We start from the raw sequence: 16,801 nt of genomic DNA on the forward strand, positions 1-16,801 counted from the left end.
GGCCCTCGCCGACCCCCTTGGCTAGCCCGTGGCTCGGCGCAGCCGTAGCGGTGGCACCAGCCCCGACTGGGACAGGACGCCGATCGCCGCCTGCTCGGCGGCATCCAGCTCGACCCCCTCGGGGGGTGCCCCCAGAAGGACGGTGACCACGCAGTCACCGCAGGCCAGCCCCCGGACCTCACAGCTGTCGCAGTCGATGTGCATACCGGTCACCTCCTCACGCGCCTGGCCGACGACCTGCCGACCACTGAGCAGGACGCTAGAGGCCAGGTCTGACAAGCGGGTCCCGAGCCGTTCGTCAGCCGCGAGCGAGCAGCCTGGCCAGCGCTGCGCTGGGGACGGGCCTGGCCCCCACTGCGCGCACGCCGTCGGCCACCTCGCGGTCGCTGGACACCACGACGACGACCCGCCCGGGCGGCTCGGCCCGGACCAGCCGACGGATCAGCTCGTCCGCGCTCTGCCCGGGTGCACTGAAACGCACCCGGACCCCGCGCGCACTCGGTGCGACGACCCGACCCTCGACGACGGCCCCGTCGAAGCAGCAGGTCACCTCGGCCCGGGTGCGGGCGGCCAGCGACGACAGCCCCGAGACCAGCCTGGCCCGCTGGTCGGCGAGTGGCAGCTCGCCGTAGGCGGCCTTGGTGACGTTGTAGCCGTCGACGACCAGGTGCGCCTGCGGCATCAGCAGGAGCTCGGTCAGCCGCGCGGGGTCGTCGTCCTCCCGGGCCCGCGCGGCCGGCGGGCCGGCGGCGGGCGACGCGGCCTCGGCCGGGGTGACCAGGTCGGCGGGCAGCACGTCGACCGGCGGCAGGCCCAGCTCGCGGCGAAGCCCGATCGCGGCGTCGACGACGGTGTCGAGCAGCAGCCGGGCCCGCGAGCCGGCCAACGAGCGCCCCTCCTTGTCGGCGCGGCGCAGCGCCTCCAACGCCTCGCGGGTGCTCGCCTGGTCGGCCTCGGCCCGCTCGGCCCGCAGTCGTGCCCGCTCGACCTCACTCTCGGCCGCGGTCGTACGGTCCTGGGCGGCGTCCTGTGCCGACTTGGCCTGCGCACGTGCCCGGTCGGCGTCCGAACGGTGGCGGCGCAGCTCGCGCCGGACGTCGTCCAGCTCCTGGGTCAGCGCGCGCACCTGCCGCTCGGCGTCGGCCCGGGCGGCGTCCACCTGGGCGAGCGCACGGGCCAGCTCCTCGCGCAGCCGGACGAGCTCGCGGGAGTCCTGCTGCGCCAAGGTCTCGGCCGCCCGCTGCCGCAGCTGAACGTTGGCCGCCTGCAACGTCTGCTGCCAACCTTCCTGCCGGATCAGGTACGAGGCCGCGGCCACCTGGACCGGGTCAGCCACCAGCGGCACACGCCGGGCGTCCAGCGCATCGCTCAGCTCCGGGTCGGTCCGGCGGACGGCGAGCGCGACCTCGGAGCGGAAGCCGTCGTCCCGCTCGAGCGCAGCGGCCAACGGCGCAGCCCCGGCGCTCGCCCGGCGGGCCGGGGCGAACTTGCGGACGCCGGCCAGAGACGTGGGCACACTGGCCGGCGGCAGCCCGCCCAACACCTCCGCGGCCAGCTCCAGCACCCGTCGGCGGACGGCGTCGGGCAACGCCTCGTCCGCCGGCGGCGCCGGCGGCTGCACCGCCCCGTCGCTCGACACGTTGGCAGCGTAGGTCAGCGAGCCTCACCGCCGCTGTCGGCGCACGGATCTACTCTCCGAAGCATGAGGTTGATCCAGGGCACACTCGACGAGCTGGGCACGCCGTTGTCCGACGTCGAGTTCGTCGTGGTCGACCTCGAGACCACCGGTGGCGCACCGGGAGCGTCCGGCATCACCGAGGTCGGCGCCGTGCGGGTGCGCGGCGGGCAGGTTCTCGGCGAGTTCCAGACGCTGGTCGACCCCGGCACGCCGATCCCGCCGTTCATCGCCTTGCTGACCGGGATCACCGACGCGATGGTGCGCGACGCGCCGCGCATCGAGTCAGTGCTGCCGGCGTTCCTGGAGTTCGCCCGCGGCAGCGTGCTGGTGGCGCACAACGCGCCGTTCGACGTGTCGTTCCTGAAGGCGGCGGCCCGTCAGAGCGGTCACCAGTGGCCGGGTTTCGCGGTGGTCGACACGGTTCACCTGGCCCGTCAGATCGTCACCCGCGACGAGGTGCCGAACCGCAAGCTCAGCACGCTGGCCCGGCTTTTCGGGTCCCCGACCACGCCGGACCACCGCGCGCTGACCGATGCCCGAGCCACCGTGCACGTGCTGCACGGCCTGCTCGAGCGAGTGGGTTCGCTCGGCGTCCGATCGCTGGAGGAGCTCGCGACCTTCAGCTCGCGGGTCTCGCCGGCCCAACGTCGCAAGCGTCACCTCGCCGAGCCGCTGCCCAGCTCACCCGGCGTCTACCTGTTCCGCGACGCCAACGGCAGCGTGCTGTACGTCGGCACGTCGCGGGACATCCGCACCCGGGTGCGGAGTTATTTCACGGCCTCCGAGACCCGCACCCGGATGGCCGAGATGGTGGCCATCGCCGACCGGGTCGACCCCATCGTCTGCGCGACCCCGCTCGAGGCGGAGGTCCGCGAGCTGCGGCTGATCGCCGAGCACAAACCGCGCTACAACCGCCGATCGCGGTTTCCGGAGCGGCAGCCTTGGGTCAAGCTCACGGTCGAGCCCTACCCACGGCTGTCCATCGTGGGCGAGGTGCGCGCCGACGGCGCCACGTACCTCGGCCCGTTCGGCGGACGCCGAGCGGCCGAGCAGGCGGTGGACGCGCTGCACGAGGTCTTCGCGCTGCGCCAGTGCACGCGGCGGATGGGGCGCCGAGGCGGCGGCGGCGCCTGCGCCCTGGCCGAGATGGGCCGTTGCGCCGCGCCCTGCACCCGGGCGGCCGACGCGGGTACCCAGCACCAGGCCTCCTTGGACTATGAGCAGATCGTCCGTGACGTGCGCGCCGCCATGACCGGGGACTGCCGGGCCCTGGTGTCCGACCTGCGAGCTCGGATCCGCGCGCTCAGCGACGGCGAACGCTTCGAGCAGGCGGCACTGGTCCGGGACCGCTTGGTCTCCGTGGTCCGCGCGGCGGCGCGGGTGCAACGCATCGGCAGCCTCGCCTCCTGCCCCGAGATCGTGGCCGCTCGCCGCCCACCGCAAGGCGGGTGGGAGATCGTCCTGGTCCGGCACGGACGACTGGCGGGCACGACGGTCAGCCCTCGCGGCAGCGACCCCTGGCCGTACGTCGATGCGTTGCGCGCCACCGGTGAGGTCGTCGAGCCGCCGGTGCTGCCTGCCCCCGCCAGCTCGCCGGAGGAGGCCGAGAAGCTGCTGCGCTGGCTGGAGGCCGACGGCACCCGCCTGGTGGACGTACAGGGCGCGTGGTCGTGCCCGCTGCACGGCGCCGGGTTCGAGCGGGCCAGACTCGACCCGCTCTCCGCAGCGCTCAGCGCCGGCGTGGTCGGCTTCGAGGACCGGCTGACCGGAGTCGCCGGCTGACCTGCCAGTACGCTCGGCACGTCCACCCGACGACGACCAGGAGCCCACCCGTGATCACAGCGATCGTGCTCATCCAGGCCGAGGTCGACCGCATCCCCGAGGTCGCCGGCGCCATCGCGGACCTGGACGGGGTCACCGAGGTCTACTCGGTCACCGGTGACGTCGACCTCATCGCCATGGTGCGGGTCCGTGAGCACGAGGCGCTGGCCGACGTCATCGCGGACCGACTGAACAAGGTGGAGGGCGTGCTGAACACCCAGACGCACATCTCGTTCCGCGCCTACTCCAAGCACGACCTCGAGGCGGCGTTCGCGCTCGGCTTCGACGAGGGCTGACGCACTCAGGCGCTGGCGGTCGCCGCCACCCAGCGGTCCAGGGCCTGTGCCGCGGACCCGGAGTCGACCGACTGCGCCGCCCTGGCCAGCGCGTGACCCAGCCGCTCGACCAGGCCGCCCGTGCCGCCACCGGGAGTCGGCGCGTCGTCCGCGGCGTCGGCGGCGACCAGCGCGCTCGCGGCGTTGAGCAGCACGGCGTCCCGGACCGGGCCGGGCTCGCCGCCCAGCAGCCGGCGCACCACGTCCGCGTTGAACGCCGCGTCCCCACCGCGCAACAGCTCGATCGGTGACCGGGGCACGCCGAGGTCGCCCGGGTCGAGCAGCTGCTCGACGACCGATCCGTCCCGGACCTCCCAGATCGTCGACGGACCGGAGGTGGTGAGCTCGTCCAGGCCGTCCTCACCGCGGAAGACCAGCGCGCTGGTCCCCCTGGCGGCCAGCACCCCCGCCACGATCGGGGCCATCCGCCGGTCGGCAACTCCGACCGCCGCGGCCCGCGGCTGCGCGGGGTTGGTCAGCGGACCCAGGAAGTTGAATGCGGTCGGCACGGCGAGCCCGGCCCTGGCGGGGGCCGCGTGCCGGAAGGAGGGGTGGAAGACCTGGGCGAAGCAGAACGTGATGCCGGCCCGCACGGCCACCTCGGCCACCTGGGCCGGCTTGAGATCGAGTCGGACGCCCAGCGCCTCCAGCACGTCGGCCGAGCCGCAGGCGCTGGACGCCGCGCGGTTGCCGTGCTTGACGACCCGCGCGCCCGCGCCAGCGACAACCAGGGCGGCCATGGTGGAGATGTTGACGGTGTGCGCGCGGTCCCCGCCCGTCCCGACGACGTCCACGCACGGCCCGGGTACCTCGATCCGAAGAGCGTGGTCGAGCATGGCGGCGACCAGGCCGGTCATCTCCTCGACGCTCTCGCCCTTGGCGCGCAGGGCCACCAGGAACCCGGCGACCTGCACCGCGGACGCCTCGCCGGACATGATCCGGTCCATCGCCCAGGAGGTCTGTGCGGCGCTCAGGTCGCTCCGCCCGATGAGTCGGTGCAGCAGCTCGGGCCAGGTCGGCTCGTCAGCGGGCGCGTCGACGCGCCCACGCTGCTCCGGCATGGCTCAGGCCTGCAGCCGGCGTGCCAGGTCGGCGACCGCCTCGGCGACCCCGGCCGGGTCGAGGGGGTGCGACACGGCGTTGTCGGCCAGCGACCAGGCGGCCAGCCAGGAGTCCTGCGGTCGCCCGGTGAGCACCAGGATGGGCGGGCAGTTGAACAGCTCGCTCTTCAGCTGCCGGCACAGGCCCATCCCGCCGAGCGGGCTCGCCTCGCCGTCCAGCACCGCGAGGTCGGCGCGGCCTGCGTCCATCGCCTCGATCACGGCCGCCGGGGTCGCGCACTCGAGCCACTCCACGCGTGGGACGTCGACCGCGGGACGACGTCCCACGGCCATCCGCACCTGGGTGCGGGTGTCGACGTTGTCGCTGTAGACCAGCACGGTCAGCGTGCGGGTGTCCTGCTCCGCGCTGGTCGCCTGCGTCGCGCTCATGCGTGTCGTCCTCAGAGGCTGTGGGATGGGGCGGCGGCCTGGCCGGCCGTGCTCGCGATCGTAGCGCTCCGCCTCGCGCGGCGACCTGCCGCACCCTCCCGCTCTGTCGATTTCGGACCAGCCTGACCAACGCCGGGGGGTCGGCTCCCCGTTCCCCTGCTGATGGGGCAATAATGACGCCCGTGGCGACCGCATCAGCCGTACAGGCTCCTCCCTCTCACGCAACGGTGAGCCGGCCGAACATGGCGTCGGTGGGCACCATCGTGTGGCTGTCCAGCGAGCTCATGTTCTTCGCCGGGCTGTTCGCGATGTACTTCACGATCCGGTCGGTGGTGCCCGACCTGTGGGCCGAGAACACGCCCAAGCTCAACGTGCCCTACGCGGCCGTGAACACCCTGGTACTGGTGGTCAGCTCGGTGTGGTGCCAGTTCGGCGTGTGGAAGGCGGAGCAGTTCCAGCCGGCTCGGACGGGTTCGCTCTTCCAGATCCGGCTGTGGGGCATGCGTGAGTGGTACACGTTGACGTACCTGTTCGGCGCGGTCTTCGTGTCGGGTCAGGTGCTGGAGTACGCGCACCTGGTCTCCGAGGGCGTCAAGATCAACTCGGACGCCTACGGTTCGGTGTTCTACCTGACCACCGGGTTCCACGCGCTGCACGTCACCGGCGGCCTGATCGCCTTCCTGCTGATCATCGGCCGGACCTTCGTGGCCAGGCGGTTCGGTCACGCGGAGGCCACCGGAGCCATCGTCACGTCGTACTACTGGCACTTCGTCGACGTGGTCTGGATCGCCCTGTTCGCCACGATCTACCTGCTGAAGTGACCGGTACGGTGGCAACCGGGACGGGCGCGTGGAACGCGTCGCCACCTTCGCCCGGACGTCGCGCCCGTCGTACGCTCGATGGACAGCTTGAGCCCTGCGCTCTGGCTCGGCACGAAACGAGGACTCGCACGTGACCGCACTCGCCGCCCGTCGGCGCCACCCGCTGGCCCTGGTGCTGCTGATCGCACTGGGGCTGCTGGCCACCGGGGCCGCGTACTCCGCGTTGGCCCCCCAGCCGGCGCAGGCGTCCACGGCCTCTGCGGACGACATCGCCCAGGGCAAGAAGCTGTTCCTGGCGAACTGCGCGACCTGCCACGGCCTGAACGCTCAGGGCGGCCCGGTCAACGACAAGGACGAGATCGTCGCACCGAGCCTGGTGGGCGTCGGTGCGGCCGCGGTGGACTTCCAGGTCGGCACGGGTCGCATGCCGATGGCCCTGCCCGGACCGCAGGTCCAGGAGAAGCCCAGCCAGTTCAGCGCCGAGCAGGTCAGCCAGCTGGCCGCCTTCGTGGCCTCGCTCGCGCCCGGCCCGGCCGTGCCGGACTCCGAGTACACGACCGGCGAGGGCGGCGACGCCGCGGTCGGTGGAGCGATCTTCCGGGTCAACTGCGCGATGTGCCACAACTTCGCCGGCGCCGGCGGTGCGCTGACCCGCGGCAAGTACGCGCCGAGCATCCGCGGCGTCGGCGGCAGGTACGTGTACGAGGCGATGGTCACCGGGCCGCAGTCGATGCCCGTGTTCAACGACGCGAACATCACTCCGGAGAACAAGCGCAACGTCATCGCCTTCCTGAAGACCATCCAGGAGGAGCCCAACGCCAGCGGGTCCGCACTGGGCAACCTCGGCCCGGTGCCTGAGGGCCTGTTCGTCTGGATCGTCGGCATCGGCGCCCTGATCGGTTGCGCCGTCTGGCTCGGCTCGAAGGCGGCCTGAGCCATGTCGCACGACGAGCCGACCACCGACCGCCCGGACACAGAACGGAACGAGATGAGCGACAACGCCCCCGCGCGCACCAGCGACGTGCCGGGCCCGGAGCGCGGGGTGATGATTCCGGGGACGACGGCCGCTCCGACGCTTTTCGAGAACCCGGGCATGCCGGTGCACGTGCACCGCATGGCGGACACCGACCCGCGGGCCGCCAAGCGTGCGGAGCGCCAGGTCGCCACCATGTTCGTGGTGTCGATGATCGGCACCCTGACCTTCCTGATCTCGTACTTCGCGGTGGACATCGACACCCCCGTGCACATCCCATTCATCGGCGAGACGCTGCTGCAGAACATGCTGCTCGGCTGTGGCCTCGGCTTCGGGCTGCTGTTCATCGGTCTCGGGGCGGTGCACTGGGCCAAGACCTTGATGCCCGACGAGGAGGTCATCGAGGAGCGGCACGACCTGCGCAGCAGCGACAAGATGCGGGACGACGCCGTGGCCACGCTGCTGGAGGGCGGCGAGACCTCGGGGATCGGTCGGCGTCCGCTGATCAAGATCACCATGGCCGGTGCGCTGGGGCTGTTCGGACTTCCGTTCATCGTCGCGCTGCGCGACCTCGGGCCGTTGCCGGGCGACTGGCTCTCCACCACCTTCTGGGAGACGGGCATGCGCCTGGTCTCCGACCCGGAGCTCGCGCCGATCAAGGCGTCCGACGTCACGATCGGCTCGGTCTTCCACGTGATGCCCGAGGGCATCGACAAGACCGACGACGTCCTCGAGCAGCAGGCGAAGGCCGCCGTGATCCTGATGCGGCTCGACCCCAGCGACATCAAGAACTCCAAGGAGCTCGACTGGGGCTACGAGGGCATCGTGGCGTACTCCAAGATCTGCACCCACGTGGGTTGCCCCGTGGGGCTGTACGAGCAGCAGACGCACCACCTGCTCTGCCCGTGCCACCAGTCCACCTTCGACGTCACCGACGACTGCAAGGTCATCTTCGGGCCGGCCCACCGCCGGCTGCCGCAGCTGGCCATCAGCGTGGACGGCGACGGCTACCTGATCGCCCGCCAGCCGTTCCAGGAGGCTGTCGGTCCGAGCTTCCCTGAGCGAGGTCAACCGCACCCGGTGAAGGGGCAGTCATCATGAGCCAGACGGCGACGTCCCGAGCAGCGGGCGGGATCGGCGACTACATCGACGAGCGCACCGGTGCGGCCGGAGCGCTCCAGTACGGCCTGAAGAAGGTCTTCCCCGACCACTGGTCGTTCATGCTGGGCGAGGTGGCGATGTACAGCCTCATCGTCCTGCTGCTGACCGGCACGTTCCTGACCTTCTGGTTCATCCCGTCGGCCGGGCACGTCGTGTACGACGGCTCCTACGTGCCGCTCAAGGGCATCGGGATGTCCGAGGCGTACAAGTCCACGGTGGACATCTCGTTCGACATCCGCGGCGGCCTGATCATCCGCCAGATCCACCACTGGTCCGCGCTGATCTTCGTGGCTGCGATCGCCTGCCACATGTTCCGGGTGTTCTTCACCGGAGCGTTCCGCAAGCCGCGCGAGATCAACTGGGTCATCGGGCTCACCCTGGCGCTGCTGGCACTGGTCGAGGGCTTCGCCGGCTACTCGCTGCCGGACGACCTGCTGTCCGGCACCGGCCTCTCGTTCGCCCGCGGGATGATCCTCTCGATCCCGATCGTCGGCTCCTACGTGTCATCGTTCGTCTTCGGCGGGCCCTACCCGGGGGAGGCACTGATCCCCCGCCTCTTCACGGTGCACGTGCTGCTGATCCCGGCCCTGCTGGTCGGCCTTTTCACCCTGCACATCGTGCTGGTGGCCCTGCAGAAGCACACCCAGTACCCCGGCCCCGGCCGCACCAACAAGAACGTGGTCGGCTTCCCGGTCATGCCGGTGTACGCCGCGAAGGCCGGCGGCTTCTTCTTCATCGTCTTCGGCGTGACCACCCTGCTCGCGGCGGTCGCGCAGATCAACCCGATCTGGGCCTACGGCCCCTACAACCCGTCCCCGGTCACGGCAGGCTCGCAACCGGACTGGTACATGGGCTGGCTGGAGGGCGCGATCAGACTGCTGCCCGGCTGGCTGGAGTTCCAGGTCTTCGGCTGGACGTTCAGCTTCAACATCGCGATCGGTGGTCTGATCCTGCCGGGCATCGTCACCACCGTGGCCATGGCCTACCCGTTCCTCGAGGCGTGGGTCACCGGCGACAAGCGGGAGCACCACCTGCTCGACCGCCCGCGCAACGCGCCCACCCGGACGGCGCTGGGCGCCATGTCGATCGCGTTCTACGTGCTGCTGTGGGCCGGCGGAGGCAACGACATCATCGCCACCCACTTCAAGCTGTCGATCAACGACATCACGACCTTCCTCAGGTTCGCGGTGTTCGCGATCCCGCCGCTGGTGTTCCTGGTGGCCAAGCGGATCTGCCTGGGGCTGCAGCGCCGCGACCGTGACCTCGTGCTGCACGGGGTCGAGACGGGTCGGGTCGTCCGGCTGCCGCACGGCGAGTTCTTCGAGGTGCACGAGCCGCTGGACGAGCACGCCCGCTGGGAGCTCGTGCAGCACGACACGCACCGCCCGCTGCCCCCGCCCGAGGCCACCGACGAGCAGGGAGTCAGGGCGCCGGGCCTTCGCGCCGCCGGTGTGCGGGCCAAGTTGTCCCGGTTCTGGTTCGAGGACCGCATCGAGGGCGTCACACCGGCCGAGCTGGCGGCGGCGCACTCGCACGGCGAGCACGACGCGGTCGAGTCCCACGGCGAGCACGCGGCGATCGAGTCCAACGTCGTCGAGACGGGATCCGACTCCCGCGCCTGAGCCCTTCCGACCAGAGCGTGAACCCCGTCGAAGGATCAGCCGTCTATACACCGCCTCAGCGGACTTGGCCGCGGGTTGAAACCCGGCGTGACGTTACGGATGGTTCGATTGCCGACAGGTTTGCTGTCCCCTGCCCACATTGCCGCCGTCAGCTCCGCCTTGCCGGATCTGGTGATAGACCAACGAGAGGTCTATGAAGACGTCTTTCGCGCGATGTATCGAGGTCTCCCCCGTGCCGAGTCGATCTTTCTCAACTCCGGCGTGCAGACCCGGCGCGTCATGTGTCATCCGAAGGAGTGGCTCGGTGATCCGGTACCGCTGACCGGCGAGCGGATGAAGCGATGGGCCGAGGCGGCGATGACGTTGAGCCGGCGGTCAGTCGCCAGCGCGTTGGCCAACATCGACCCGGCGTCCATCGGAAGCCTGGTGTTCGCAAGCTGTACCGGTTACGACGCCCCCTCGCCGGACATCCTGCTGGCAAAGGAGTTTGGGCTCCCAGCGACGCTGCGCCGCACCTTCGTCGGACATATGGGCTGCTACGCAGCCTTTCCAGCGATCAAGATCGGTTTGGACGCCTTGCGTGCGCGTCCCGAGGAACAGGTCTTGATCGTGTGTACGGAAATCTGCAGTCTGCATGCGCGGCCCGAAGCCGATCTCGAGCAGGCGGTGTGCCACGCCTTGTTCGGTGACGCCAGCGCTGCTCTGGTGCTGAGCGCTGGTGCGGGCACGGGGCCGCGGATACTGCGAACGCACACCGAAACGATGTACTCGACCGCGGATCAGATGGGCTGGGAAGTCCTTGATGACGGTTTCCGCATGCGGCTGTCCCGCCGCGTGCCGGCAAGCATTGCCAGCGAAGTCGAGGGGTTTACGACGCGCTTGCTGGACCCGCTCGGGCTCGCGATCAGCGACGTTCAGCATTGGAGCGTGCACGCCGGCGGCCCACGGATCATCGATGCGGTCGTTCGCGCGCTAGGACTTCGGCAGGAGCAGTACCAAGCAAGCCTCGACGTGCTCGCAGACTACGGCAACTGCTCCTCGCCCACCTCGCTGCTCGTCCTGCAACGCCTGCTCGATGCCTACCGGCCCGAGCCAGGCAGTACTGGTGTGCTGATGGCGTTCGGTCCTGGCTTGACGATGGAGGGCCTGGTACTGCGTTACTAGCTGACGGATCGCCTGGAACGGCTTGCCCGAGCGAGGAGAGGCTATGCGGTTGGAGCGGTCCGACGATGCTTCGGTGGCCGAGATGCCGAAGGCGCTGTACCTGGCGGGCGCTCTGCAGCGCAGGTTCGACTCGGCCTTGTTGAGAGTGGGGTCGGTCGAGTCGCGGCTGCTGCGGCCCCGGCTTCGCCCGGTCCGGATCGACCGCCCGGTGTACGTCACGGGGATGGCTCGGACCGGGACGACGATCACGCTGGAGATGCTGAGCCGGCACCGGGACGTAGCCAGCCACTGCTACCGCGATATGGCGATGCCCTTCCTCCCTTTCGTGTGGAATCGACTGCTCGACCGATTGCCGCTTCCGCGGGAGCAGCTGCGACCGCGCTTGCACCAAGACCGGATCCTCATCACGAAGGAGAGCCCGGAGGCAGTCGAGGAGATGATCTGGCTCAAGTTCTTCCCGGCGCTTCACGACGAGGAGCGCTCGGCCGTCCTCGATGCGAATGTCAGAAACCCGGAGTTTGAACGCTACTACCGGGACCACATCGGCAAGCTGCTGCTTGCCCGCCGACGGCACCGCTACCTCACCAAGGCGAACTACAACGCCACCCGACTCGCGTATCTGGCGAGCGTCTTTCCCGATGCTCTCTTTGTCGTCATGGTGCGCGATCCGCTGGCTCACTACGCCTCATGGCTCAAGCAAGACGAACTGTTCGAACGCACGCAGGCGACTGATCAACGGTGGACGATGGCCCTGCGAGCCCTCGGGCACGACGAGTTCGGGCCCGGCCGGCGCTTCATCAACACCGGCAGCGCAGAGTTGGTCCGCCAGATCAGAACTGCCTGGGACGCCGACGACCGGGCACGCGCCTTCGGCCTGTACTGGAACTCGATCTACGGGCATGTGCTCGACACCATGCAGCGCGATCCAGTGGTGGCCCGGGCCGTGCTGCTCGTCCCTTACGAGGACCTCTGCGCGCAACCAGGGGAATGGATTGATCGCCTTCTGCAGCACACCGGGCTCGCCGCCGACGGATTCGCGTCCGTGCGCACCGAGTACGTCGAGAGGTTGAGCCTGCCGAGCTACTACCGGGCGACGCTCGAGGATCGGGAACGGCGGCAGTTGCTGGCGACAACGGCTGCCGTCCGTGTTCGCCTCGACGCGGCCTGCGATCGGGTCGACTGAATGGCCTCGCGCTCAGCGGGTTCCGCGCCCGACCGCCCAGCGGAACGACGTCAGATTGCGGACTTCTTCGCCCACTGGGCCGACGTCTCGTTCCACATCGTGTAGCCGTTGTACTCCTCGAGCCCCCGTGAGGACCCGACGAACTTCACGACGTCACCCATCTTGGACCGGTCGAACAGCCACTTGGCGTCGGTCGGGCTCAGGTTGGTGCAGCCGTGGCTGACGTTCGCGTTGCCCTGGGAGCCGACCGACCACGGGGCCGAGTGCAGAAACTCACCGCTCCAGGTCAGGCGCATGGCCCACTCGGTCTTGAGCCGGTAGTAGCCCGGCTGGCCCTTCGGGATGCCCACGGTCGTGGAGTCCATGATGTGCTCGGACTCGCGGGAGAGGATCACCTTGATCCCGCTGCGCGTCTCGGTCTCGCTGCCGGGGCGTCCGGTGCTGACCTTGAGGGTGCGCAGGACCTTGCCGTTCTGGGTCACCGTCATCCGGTGGGTCTGGGTGTTGACCGTGCTGACCATCGCGGACCCGATGGTGAAGGTGTTGTGCGCCCCCGCCGACGTCCAGAGGTTCTGCTTGGTCTCGATGCCGGCGATGTCGGCGTCCACCGTGACCTTGGTGCCCGGCTTCCAGTACTTGGCGGGGCGGAAGATGAGCTGGCGTGCGTCCAGCCAGCCCCACTGCCCGGTGACCGCGGGGGTCGCGGTGACCTTGACGCGGCGCTCCACCTCGGCGCGCTTGTCGGTGTCGACCGGGCTGACGAACTGGATGACCACCGGCATGCCGACGCCCACGACGCCGGACGACGGGATCACCGTGTAGTTCGCGGTGTCCTTCGGGGTCAAGGTGCGCAGCGTGGACGAGATGGACGTCGACTTGCCCTCGTCGTTCGTGGCGGTCGCGCTCACGTGGTACGTCGTCTTCGGCGTGAGGCTGGCGGACGACGTCCAGACGGTCTTGGACGCGTTCAGCTCGCCGGTCACCTCGTTGGCGCCGTTTGCAGTGAGCTGGACGTCGCTGATGGTGCCGTTCTCGGCCGTGACGGTGACCGAGGCGTCCGGGCGCACCGAGGTGGCGCCGTCAGCCGGGGTGACCGAGAGGGAGGCCGCCGGCGAGGTCGTGACCGACGGGGTGGCCGATGCGCTCGGGGTGCCTTCGGCCGCCGCGTCAGGCGTCACCGACTGACAGGCGGACGTCGCCAGACCGACAGTCAACAGCACCGCGGACCACGCCAGCACGCCCTTGTGGCGGCCCCGGAACGCGGTGGAGGTCGAACTCGTCATGCACATCCCCTGAAGGCTGTTCCAGGCGTCGCGACACCCACGTGCCACGCGCTCGACCGGGACGGGATGATGTGCGTCGCCCTGACGCGTCCCGGTAGGGGCATCAAGAACCGGGACCTCCGGCTCTGGCGACCCCTCGATTGTAAGGCACAGGGATCGATCTGCCCTAAACACCCGGCGCGGCGCGCGTCCCGAAGATCAGTGCGCGTGTGCTCCGCGCCAGTACTCGAAGACCCAGCCGATCAGCGCCAGCGAGGCCAGGCCGAGGCCGATGTAGAGCAGCCACCAGCCGGCCGCCAGACCCATGAACATCACGGCGCAGGACGCAGCCAGCGGCAGCGGCCACCACGAGTGCGGCGAGAAGAACCCGTACTCACCCGCGGCCGCCTCGATCGGCGCCGCCGGGTCGTCTTCGGGACGCGGGTCGATGTGCCGTGCCGTGTACCAGAGGTACCAGCCGACCATCAATGCGAGCCCAGCCGTGAGGAACAGGCCCACCGGACCGACGGGCTCGTCCCAGTGCGTCAGGATGCCGTAGATCACCCCGACCGGCGCGAAGAAGAACGCGCCGGCCCCGAACAGCCAGCTCTCGACCTTCACGTCAGCTCTCCTCGCCCTTCGGCTCCTGGTTGGCGGCCGCTCCGTCGCCCGATCCGGTGCCACCCGCCGTGGCGCCCACGGCCTCGGCATCGAGGTCGGGCTCGCCGTACAGGTGGTCCAGCACGGACTTGTCCGCGGTGGGCTGGTCGAGCTCTGCGATCTCGGGGTGATGCAGGTCGAAGGCCGGCCGCTCGGACCGGATGCGCGGGATGCTGGTGAAGTTGTGCCGGGGCGGCGGGCAGGAGGTGGCCCACTCGAGCGACGCGCCGTAGCCCCACGGGTCGTCGACCTCGACCAGCGGAGCCGTCCGCCAGGTCTTCCAGACGTTGTAGATGAAGGGCAGCGTGGAGGCGCCGAGCAGGAAGGCCCCGATGGTCGAGAACTGGTTCTCCCAGGTGAAGCCCTCGCCGGCGTAGTAGTCGGCGTAGCGGCGCGGCATGCCCTCGACCCCGAGCCAGTGCTGGATCAGGAAGGTCATGTGGAAGCCGATGAACAGCATCCAGAAGTGCACCTTGCCGAGTCGCTCGTCGAGCATCCGCCCGGTGAACTTCGGCCACCAGAAGTAGAAGCCGGCGAACATGGCGAACACGACCGTGCCGAAGACGACGTAATGGAAGTGGGCCACCACGAAGTAGCTGTCGGTCACGTGGAAGTCCAGCGCGGGGCTGGACAGGATGATGCCGGTCAAGCCGCCGAACAAGAACGTGACGAGGAAGCCGATCGACCACAGCATCGGTGTCTCGAACGTCAGCTGGCCACGCCACATCGTGCCGATCCAGTTGAAGAACTTCACCCCGGTCGGCACCGCGATCAGCATCGTCATGAACGCGAAGAAGGGCAGCAGCACCTGGCCGGTGGCGTACATGTGGTGGGCCCACACCGTCACGGACAGCGCGGCGATCGCGATCGTCGCGAAGACCATTCCCTTGTAGCCGAACAGCGGCTTGCGGCTGAACACCGGGATGATCTCGCTGATGATGCCGAAGAACGGCAGAGCGATGATGTAGACCTCGGGATGGCCGAAGAACCAGAACAGGTGCTGCCACAGCATCGCGCCACCGTTGGAGGCGTCGAACACGTGCGCACCCAGGCGCCGGTCGGCACCGACCGCCAGCAGCGCCGCGGCCAGCACCGGGAAGGCCATCAGCACCAGCACCGACGTGATCAGCGTCGTCCAGCTGAACAGCGACATCCGGAACATCGTCATTCCGGGGGCCCGCATGCAGATGATCGTGGTGATGAAGTTGACCGCGCCCAGGATGGTGCCGAAACCAGCCAACGCCAGTCCGAACACCCACAGGTCGGAGCCCAGGCCGGGCGAGTACACCACGCTTGACAGCGGCGAGTAGGCCGTCCAGCCGAAGCTGGCCGCGCCCTGCGGGGTGAGGAAGCCGACCGAGGCGATGATGCCGCCGAACAGGTACATCCAGTAGGCGAACATGTTCAGCCGCGGGAACGCGACGTCCGGCGCGCCGATCTGCAGCGGCATCAGCGCGTTGGCGAAGCCTGCGAACAAAGGCGTCGCGAACAGCAGCAGCATGATCGTGCCGTGCATGGTGAAGAGCTGGTTGTACTCGTCCGGCGTCCGCACGATCTGCAGGCCCGGCGAGAAGAGCTCGGCGCGGATCAGCAGCGCGAGCACGCCACCGATCATGAAGAACACGAACGAGGTGATGAAGTACAGGTTCGCGATGACCTTGTGGTCGGTGCTGGTGACCCACTTGACCACCGTCCGCCCCAGGGTGGGTCGGGCGGGCTCCACCCAGTCGACCTCGCGGTACAGGGTGGTCATCACTGTCCTCCCACGTTCGGGATCTTCTCCGCCTGGCCGGGAACGAGCTGCTCCGGACTGAGGGAGTTGGGCAGCAGGCCGGTCTGGCCCTTGGCCTTCAGGTCCGCCATGTGCTGGTCGTAGTCCGCCTGCGAGACGACCTTCACCTGGAACAGCATCTGCGAGTGGTACGCGCCGCACAGCTCGGCGCACTTGCCACGGTACGTCCCGATGTCGGTGGGCGTGACCTGGAAGGTGTTCACCATGCCCGGCAGCATGTCGAGCTTCATCAGGAACGCCGGCACCCAGAACGAGTGGATGACGTCGCGCGAGGTCAGCACGAACTGGGTGGACTTGTCGACCGGCAGGTAGAGGATCGGTGCCTTCTCCTGGTCGGTGTCGGTACCGGTCAGGGGGGTCTGCGTCGTCGCCTCGTACACGTCGTTCGACAGGTAGTTGAAGTCCCACGCCCAGCGCTTGCCGACGACGTTCACCACGTTGTCGGGGTGGGCCGAGACCTTGAGCAGCGTCGTCTCGTCGCGCGCGGTGTAGTAGAACAGCGCACCGATCATGAACAGCGGGATGACCGAGTACAGGATCTCGATCGGCAGGTTGTAGCGCAGCTGCGTCGGGACGTGGTCGTCGTCCTTGCGCCGGCGGTACGCGACCACGCTGAAGATGATCAGACCCCATACGAGCGCCCCGACGGCGAGCGCCGCGATCCAGGAATTGACCCACAGGTTGGTGACGATCGGGGCGTCGGTCGTGACGCCCTTGGGCAGGAAGCCGCGCTCCACGACCGGCGAGCAACCACTGAGGGCCAGCGCGGCGGCTGCCGCGAGGACCGCGAGTCGCGCCACGGGCCTGCGGCTCCGACGCGATCGAGGGAGGTGACGCAC

General features: G+C 69.4%; 16 protein-coding genes. 8 read left to right on the plus strand and 8 right to left on the minus strand.

What is annotated here, in order from left to right; translation table 11 throughout:
• Window positions 1-21 precede the first annotated feature (21 nt).
• Entirely contained in the window at window positions 22-204 is a 183-nt protein-coding gene (locus tag ACPPVT_RS12945; RefSeq protein ID WP_426560854.1) for a hypothetical protein, read from the minus strand.
• Between the two features lie 94 nt (window positions 205-298).
• Window positions 299-1,639, minus strand: a complete 1,341-nt coding sequence (locus tag ACPPVT_RS12950) for an NYN domain-containing protein (protein WP_426560856.1) — start codon at window positions 1,637-1,639, stop codon at window positions 299-301.
• 63 nt (window positions 1,640-1,702) lie between these two features.
• Between ACPPVT_RS12950 and ACPPVT_RS12955 the strand changes: the two genes are divergently transcribed.
• Both ACPPVT_RS12955 and ACPPVT_RS12960 read left to right on the plus strand, forming a co-directional pair.
• Window positions 1,703-3,460 carry a DEDD exonuclease domain-containing protein gene (locus tag ACPPVT_RS12955; RefSeq protein ID WP_426560858.1) on the plus strand — a complete coding sequence of 586 codons (1,758 nt, stop codon included), beginning with the start codon at window positions 1,703-1,705 and terminating at the stop codon, window positions 3,458-3,460.
• A gap of 50 nt (window positions 3,461-3,510) precedes the next feature.
• Entirely contained in the window at window positions 3,511-3,795 is a 285-nt protein-coding gene (locus ACPPVT_RS12960) for an Lrp/AsnC family transcriptional regulator (RefSeq protein ID WP_426560860.1), read from the plus strand.
• A gap of 5 nt (window positions 3,796-3,800) precedes the next feature.
• Here ACPPVT_RS12960 and trpD read toward each other — a convergent pair whose 3' ends face one another.
• Together trpD and ACPPVT_RS12970 are read right to left on the minus strand one after the other, a co-directional pair.
• A complete protein-coding gene (trpD, locus tag ACPPVT_RS12965; RefSeq protein WP_426560862.1) occupies window positions 3,801-4,895 on the minus strand; it encodes an anthranilate phosphoribosyltransferase in 1,095 nt (364 codons plus the stop codon).
• Between the two features lie 3 nt (window positions 4,896-4,898).
• Complete coding sequence (locus tag ACPPVT_RS12970; protein ID WP_426560864.1) at window positions 4,899-5,324, minus strand: hypothetical protein; 426 nt, start codon at window positions 5,322-5,324, stop codon at window positions 4,899-4,901.
• A 173-nt stretch (window positions 5,325-5,497) separates the two neighbouring features.
• On the opposite strand from ACPPVT_RS12970, the gene ACPPVT_RS12975 reads away from it, so the two are divergent.
• The 6 genes from ACPPVT_RS12975 (at window position 5,498) to ACPPVT_RS13000 (ending at window position 12,248) form a co-directional block, all read left to right on the plus strand.
• On the plus strand, window positions 5,498-6,145 hold the full coding sequence (locus ACPPVT_RS12975) for a cytochrome c oxidase subunit 3 (protein ID WP_426560866.1): 648 nt from the start codon (window positions 5,498-5,500) through the stop codon (window positions 6,143-6,145).
• A gap of 130 nt (window positions 6,146-6,275) precedes the next feature.
• Window positions 6,276-7,079, plus strand: a complete 804-nt coding sequence (locus tag ACPPVT_RS12980) for a cytochrome c (RefSeq protein ID WP_426560868.1) — start codon at window positions 6,276-6,278, stop codon at window positions 7,077-7,079.
• A gap of 54 nt (window positions 7,080-7,133) precedes the next feature.
• Window positions 7,134-8,219: a Rieske 2Fe-2S domain-containing protein gene (locus tag ACPPVT_RS12985; RefSeq protein WP_426560870.1), complete on the plus strand. Its 1,086-nt coding sequence runs from the start codon at window positions 7,134-7,136 to the stop codon at window positions 8,217-8,219.
• Window positions 8,216-9,901, plus strand: a complete 1,686-nt coding sequence (locus ACPPVT_RS12990) for a cytochrome b (protein WP_426560872.1) — start codon at window positions 8,216-8,218, stop codon at window positions 9,899-9,901. The genes ACPPVT_RS12985 and ACPPVT_RS12990 overlap by 4 nt, the downstream gene beginning before the upstream one ends.
• 99 nt (window positions 9,902-10,000) lie before the next feature.
• Entirely contained in the window at window positions 10,001-11,065 is a 1,065-nt protein-coding gene (locus tag ACPPVT_RS12995; protein WP_426560874.1) for a type III polyketide synthase, read from the plus strand.
• Between the two features lie 82 nt (window positions 11,066-11,147).
• A complete protein-coding gene (locus ACPPVT_RS13000) occupies window positions 11,148-12,248 on the plus strand; it encodes a sulfotransferase (RefSeq protein WP_426567152.1) in 1,101 nt (366 codons plus the stop codon).
• A gap of 50 nt (window positions 12,249-12,298) precedes the next feature.
• Here the strand turns inward: ACPPVT_RS13000 and ACPPVT_RS13005 are convergent, their stop codons facing one another.
• From ACPPVT_RS13005 to coxB, 4 genes are all read right to left on the minus strand, one after another.
• On the minus strand, window positions 12,299-13,531 hold the full coding sequence (locus ACPPVT_RS13005; RefSeq protein ID WP_426560876.1) for an Ig-like domain-containing protein: 1,233 nt from the start codon (window positions 13,529-13,531) through the stop codon (window positions 12,299-12,301).
• 198 nt (window positions 13,532-13,729) lie between these two features.
• The gene (locus ACPPVT_RS13010) at window positions 13,730-14,131 is read right to left on the minus strand and encodes a cytochrome c oxidase subunit 4 (protein WP_426560878.1); all 402 of its coding nucleotides are present in this window, start codon (window positions 14,129-14,131) and stop codon (window positions 13,730-13,732) included.
• Between the two features lies 1 nt (window position 14,132).
• Entirely contained in the window at window positions 14,133-15,923 is a 1,791-nt protein-coding gene (ctaD, locus tag ACPPVT_RS13015) for a cytochrome c oxidase subunit I (RefSeq protein ID WP_426560880.1), read from the minus strand.
• Window positions 15,923-16,762, minus strand: a complete 840-nt coding sequence (gene coxB / locus ACPPVT_RS13020; RefSeq protein ID WP_426560882.1) for a cytochrome c oxidase subunit II — start codon at window positions 16,760-16,762, stop codon at window positions 15,923-15,925. The genes ctaD and coxB overlap by 1 nt, the downstream gene beginning before the upstream one ends.
• Window positions 16,763-16,801: the final 39 nt, after the last annotated feature.

The organism is Angustibacter sp. McL0619, from assembly GCF_049994355.1.
Taxonomy (GTDB): domain Bacteria; phylum Actinomycetota; class Actinomycetes; order Actinomycetales; family Angustibacteraceae; genus Angustibacter.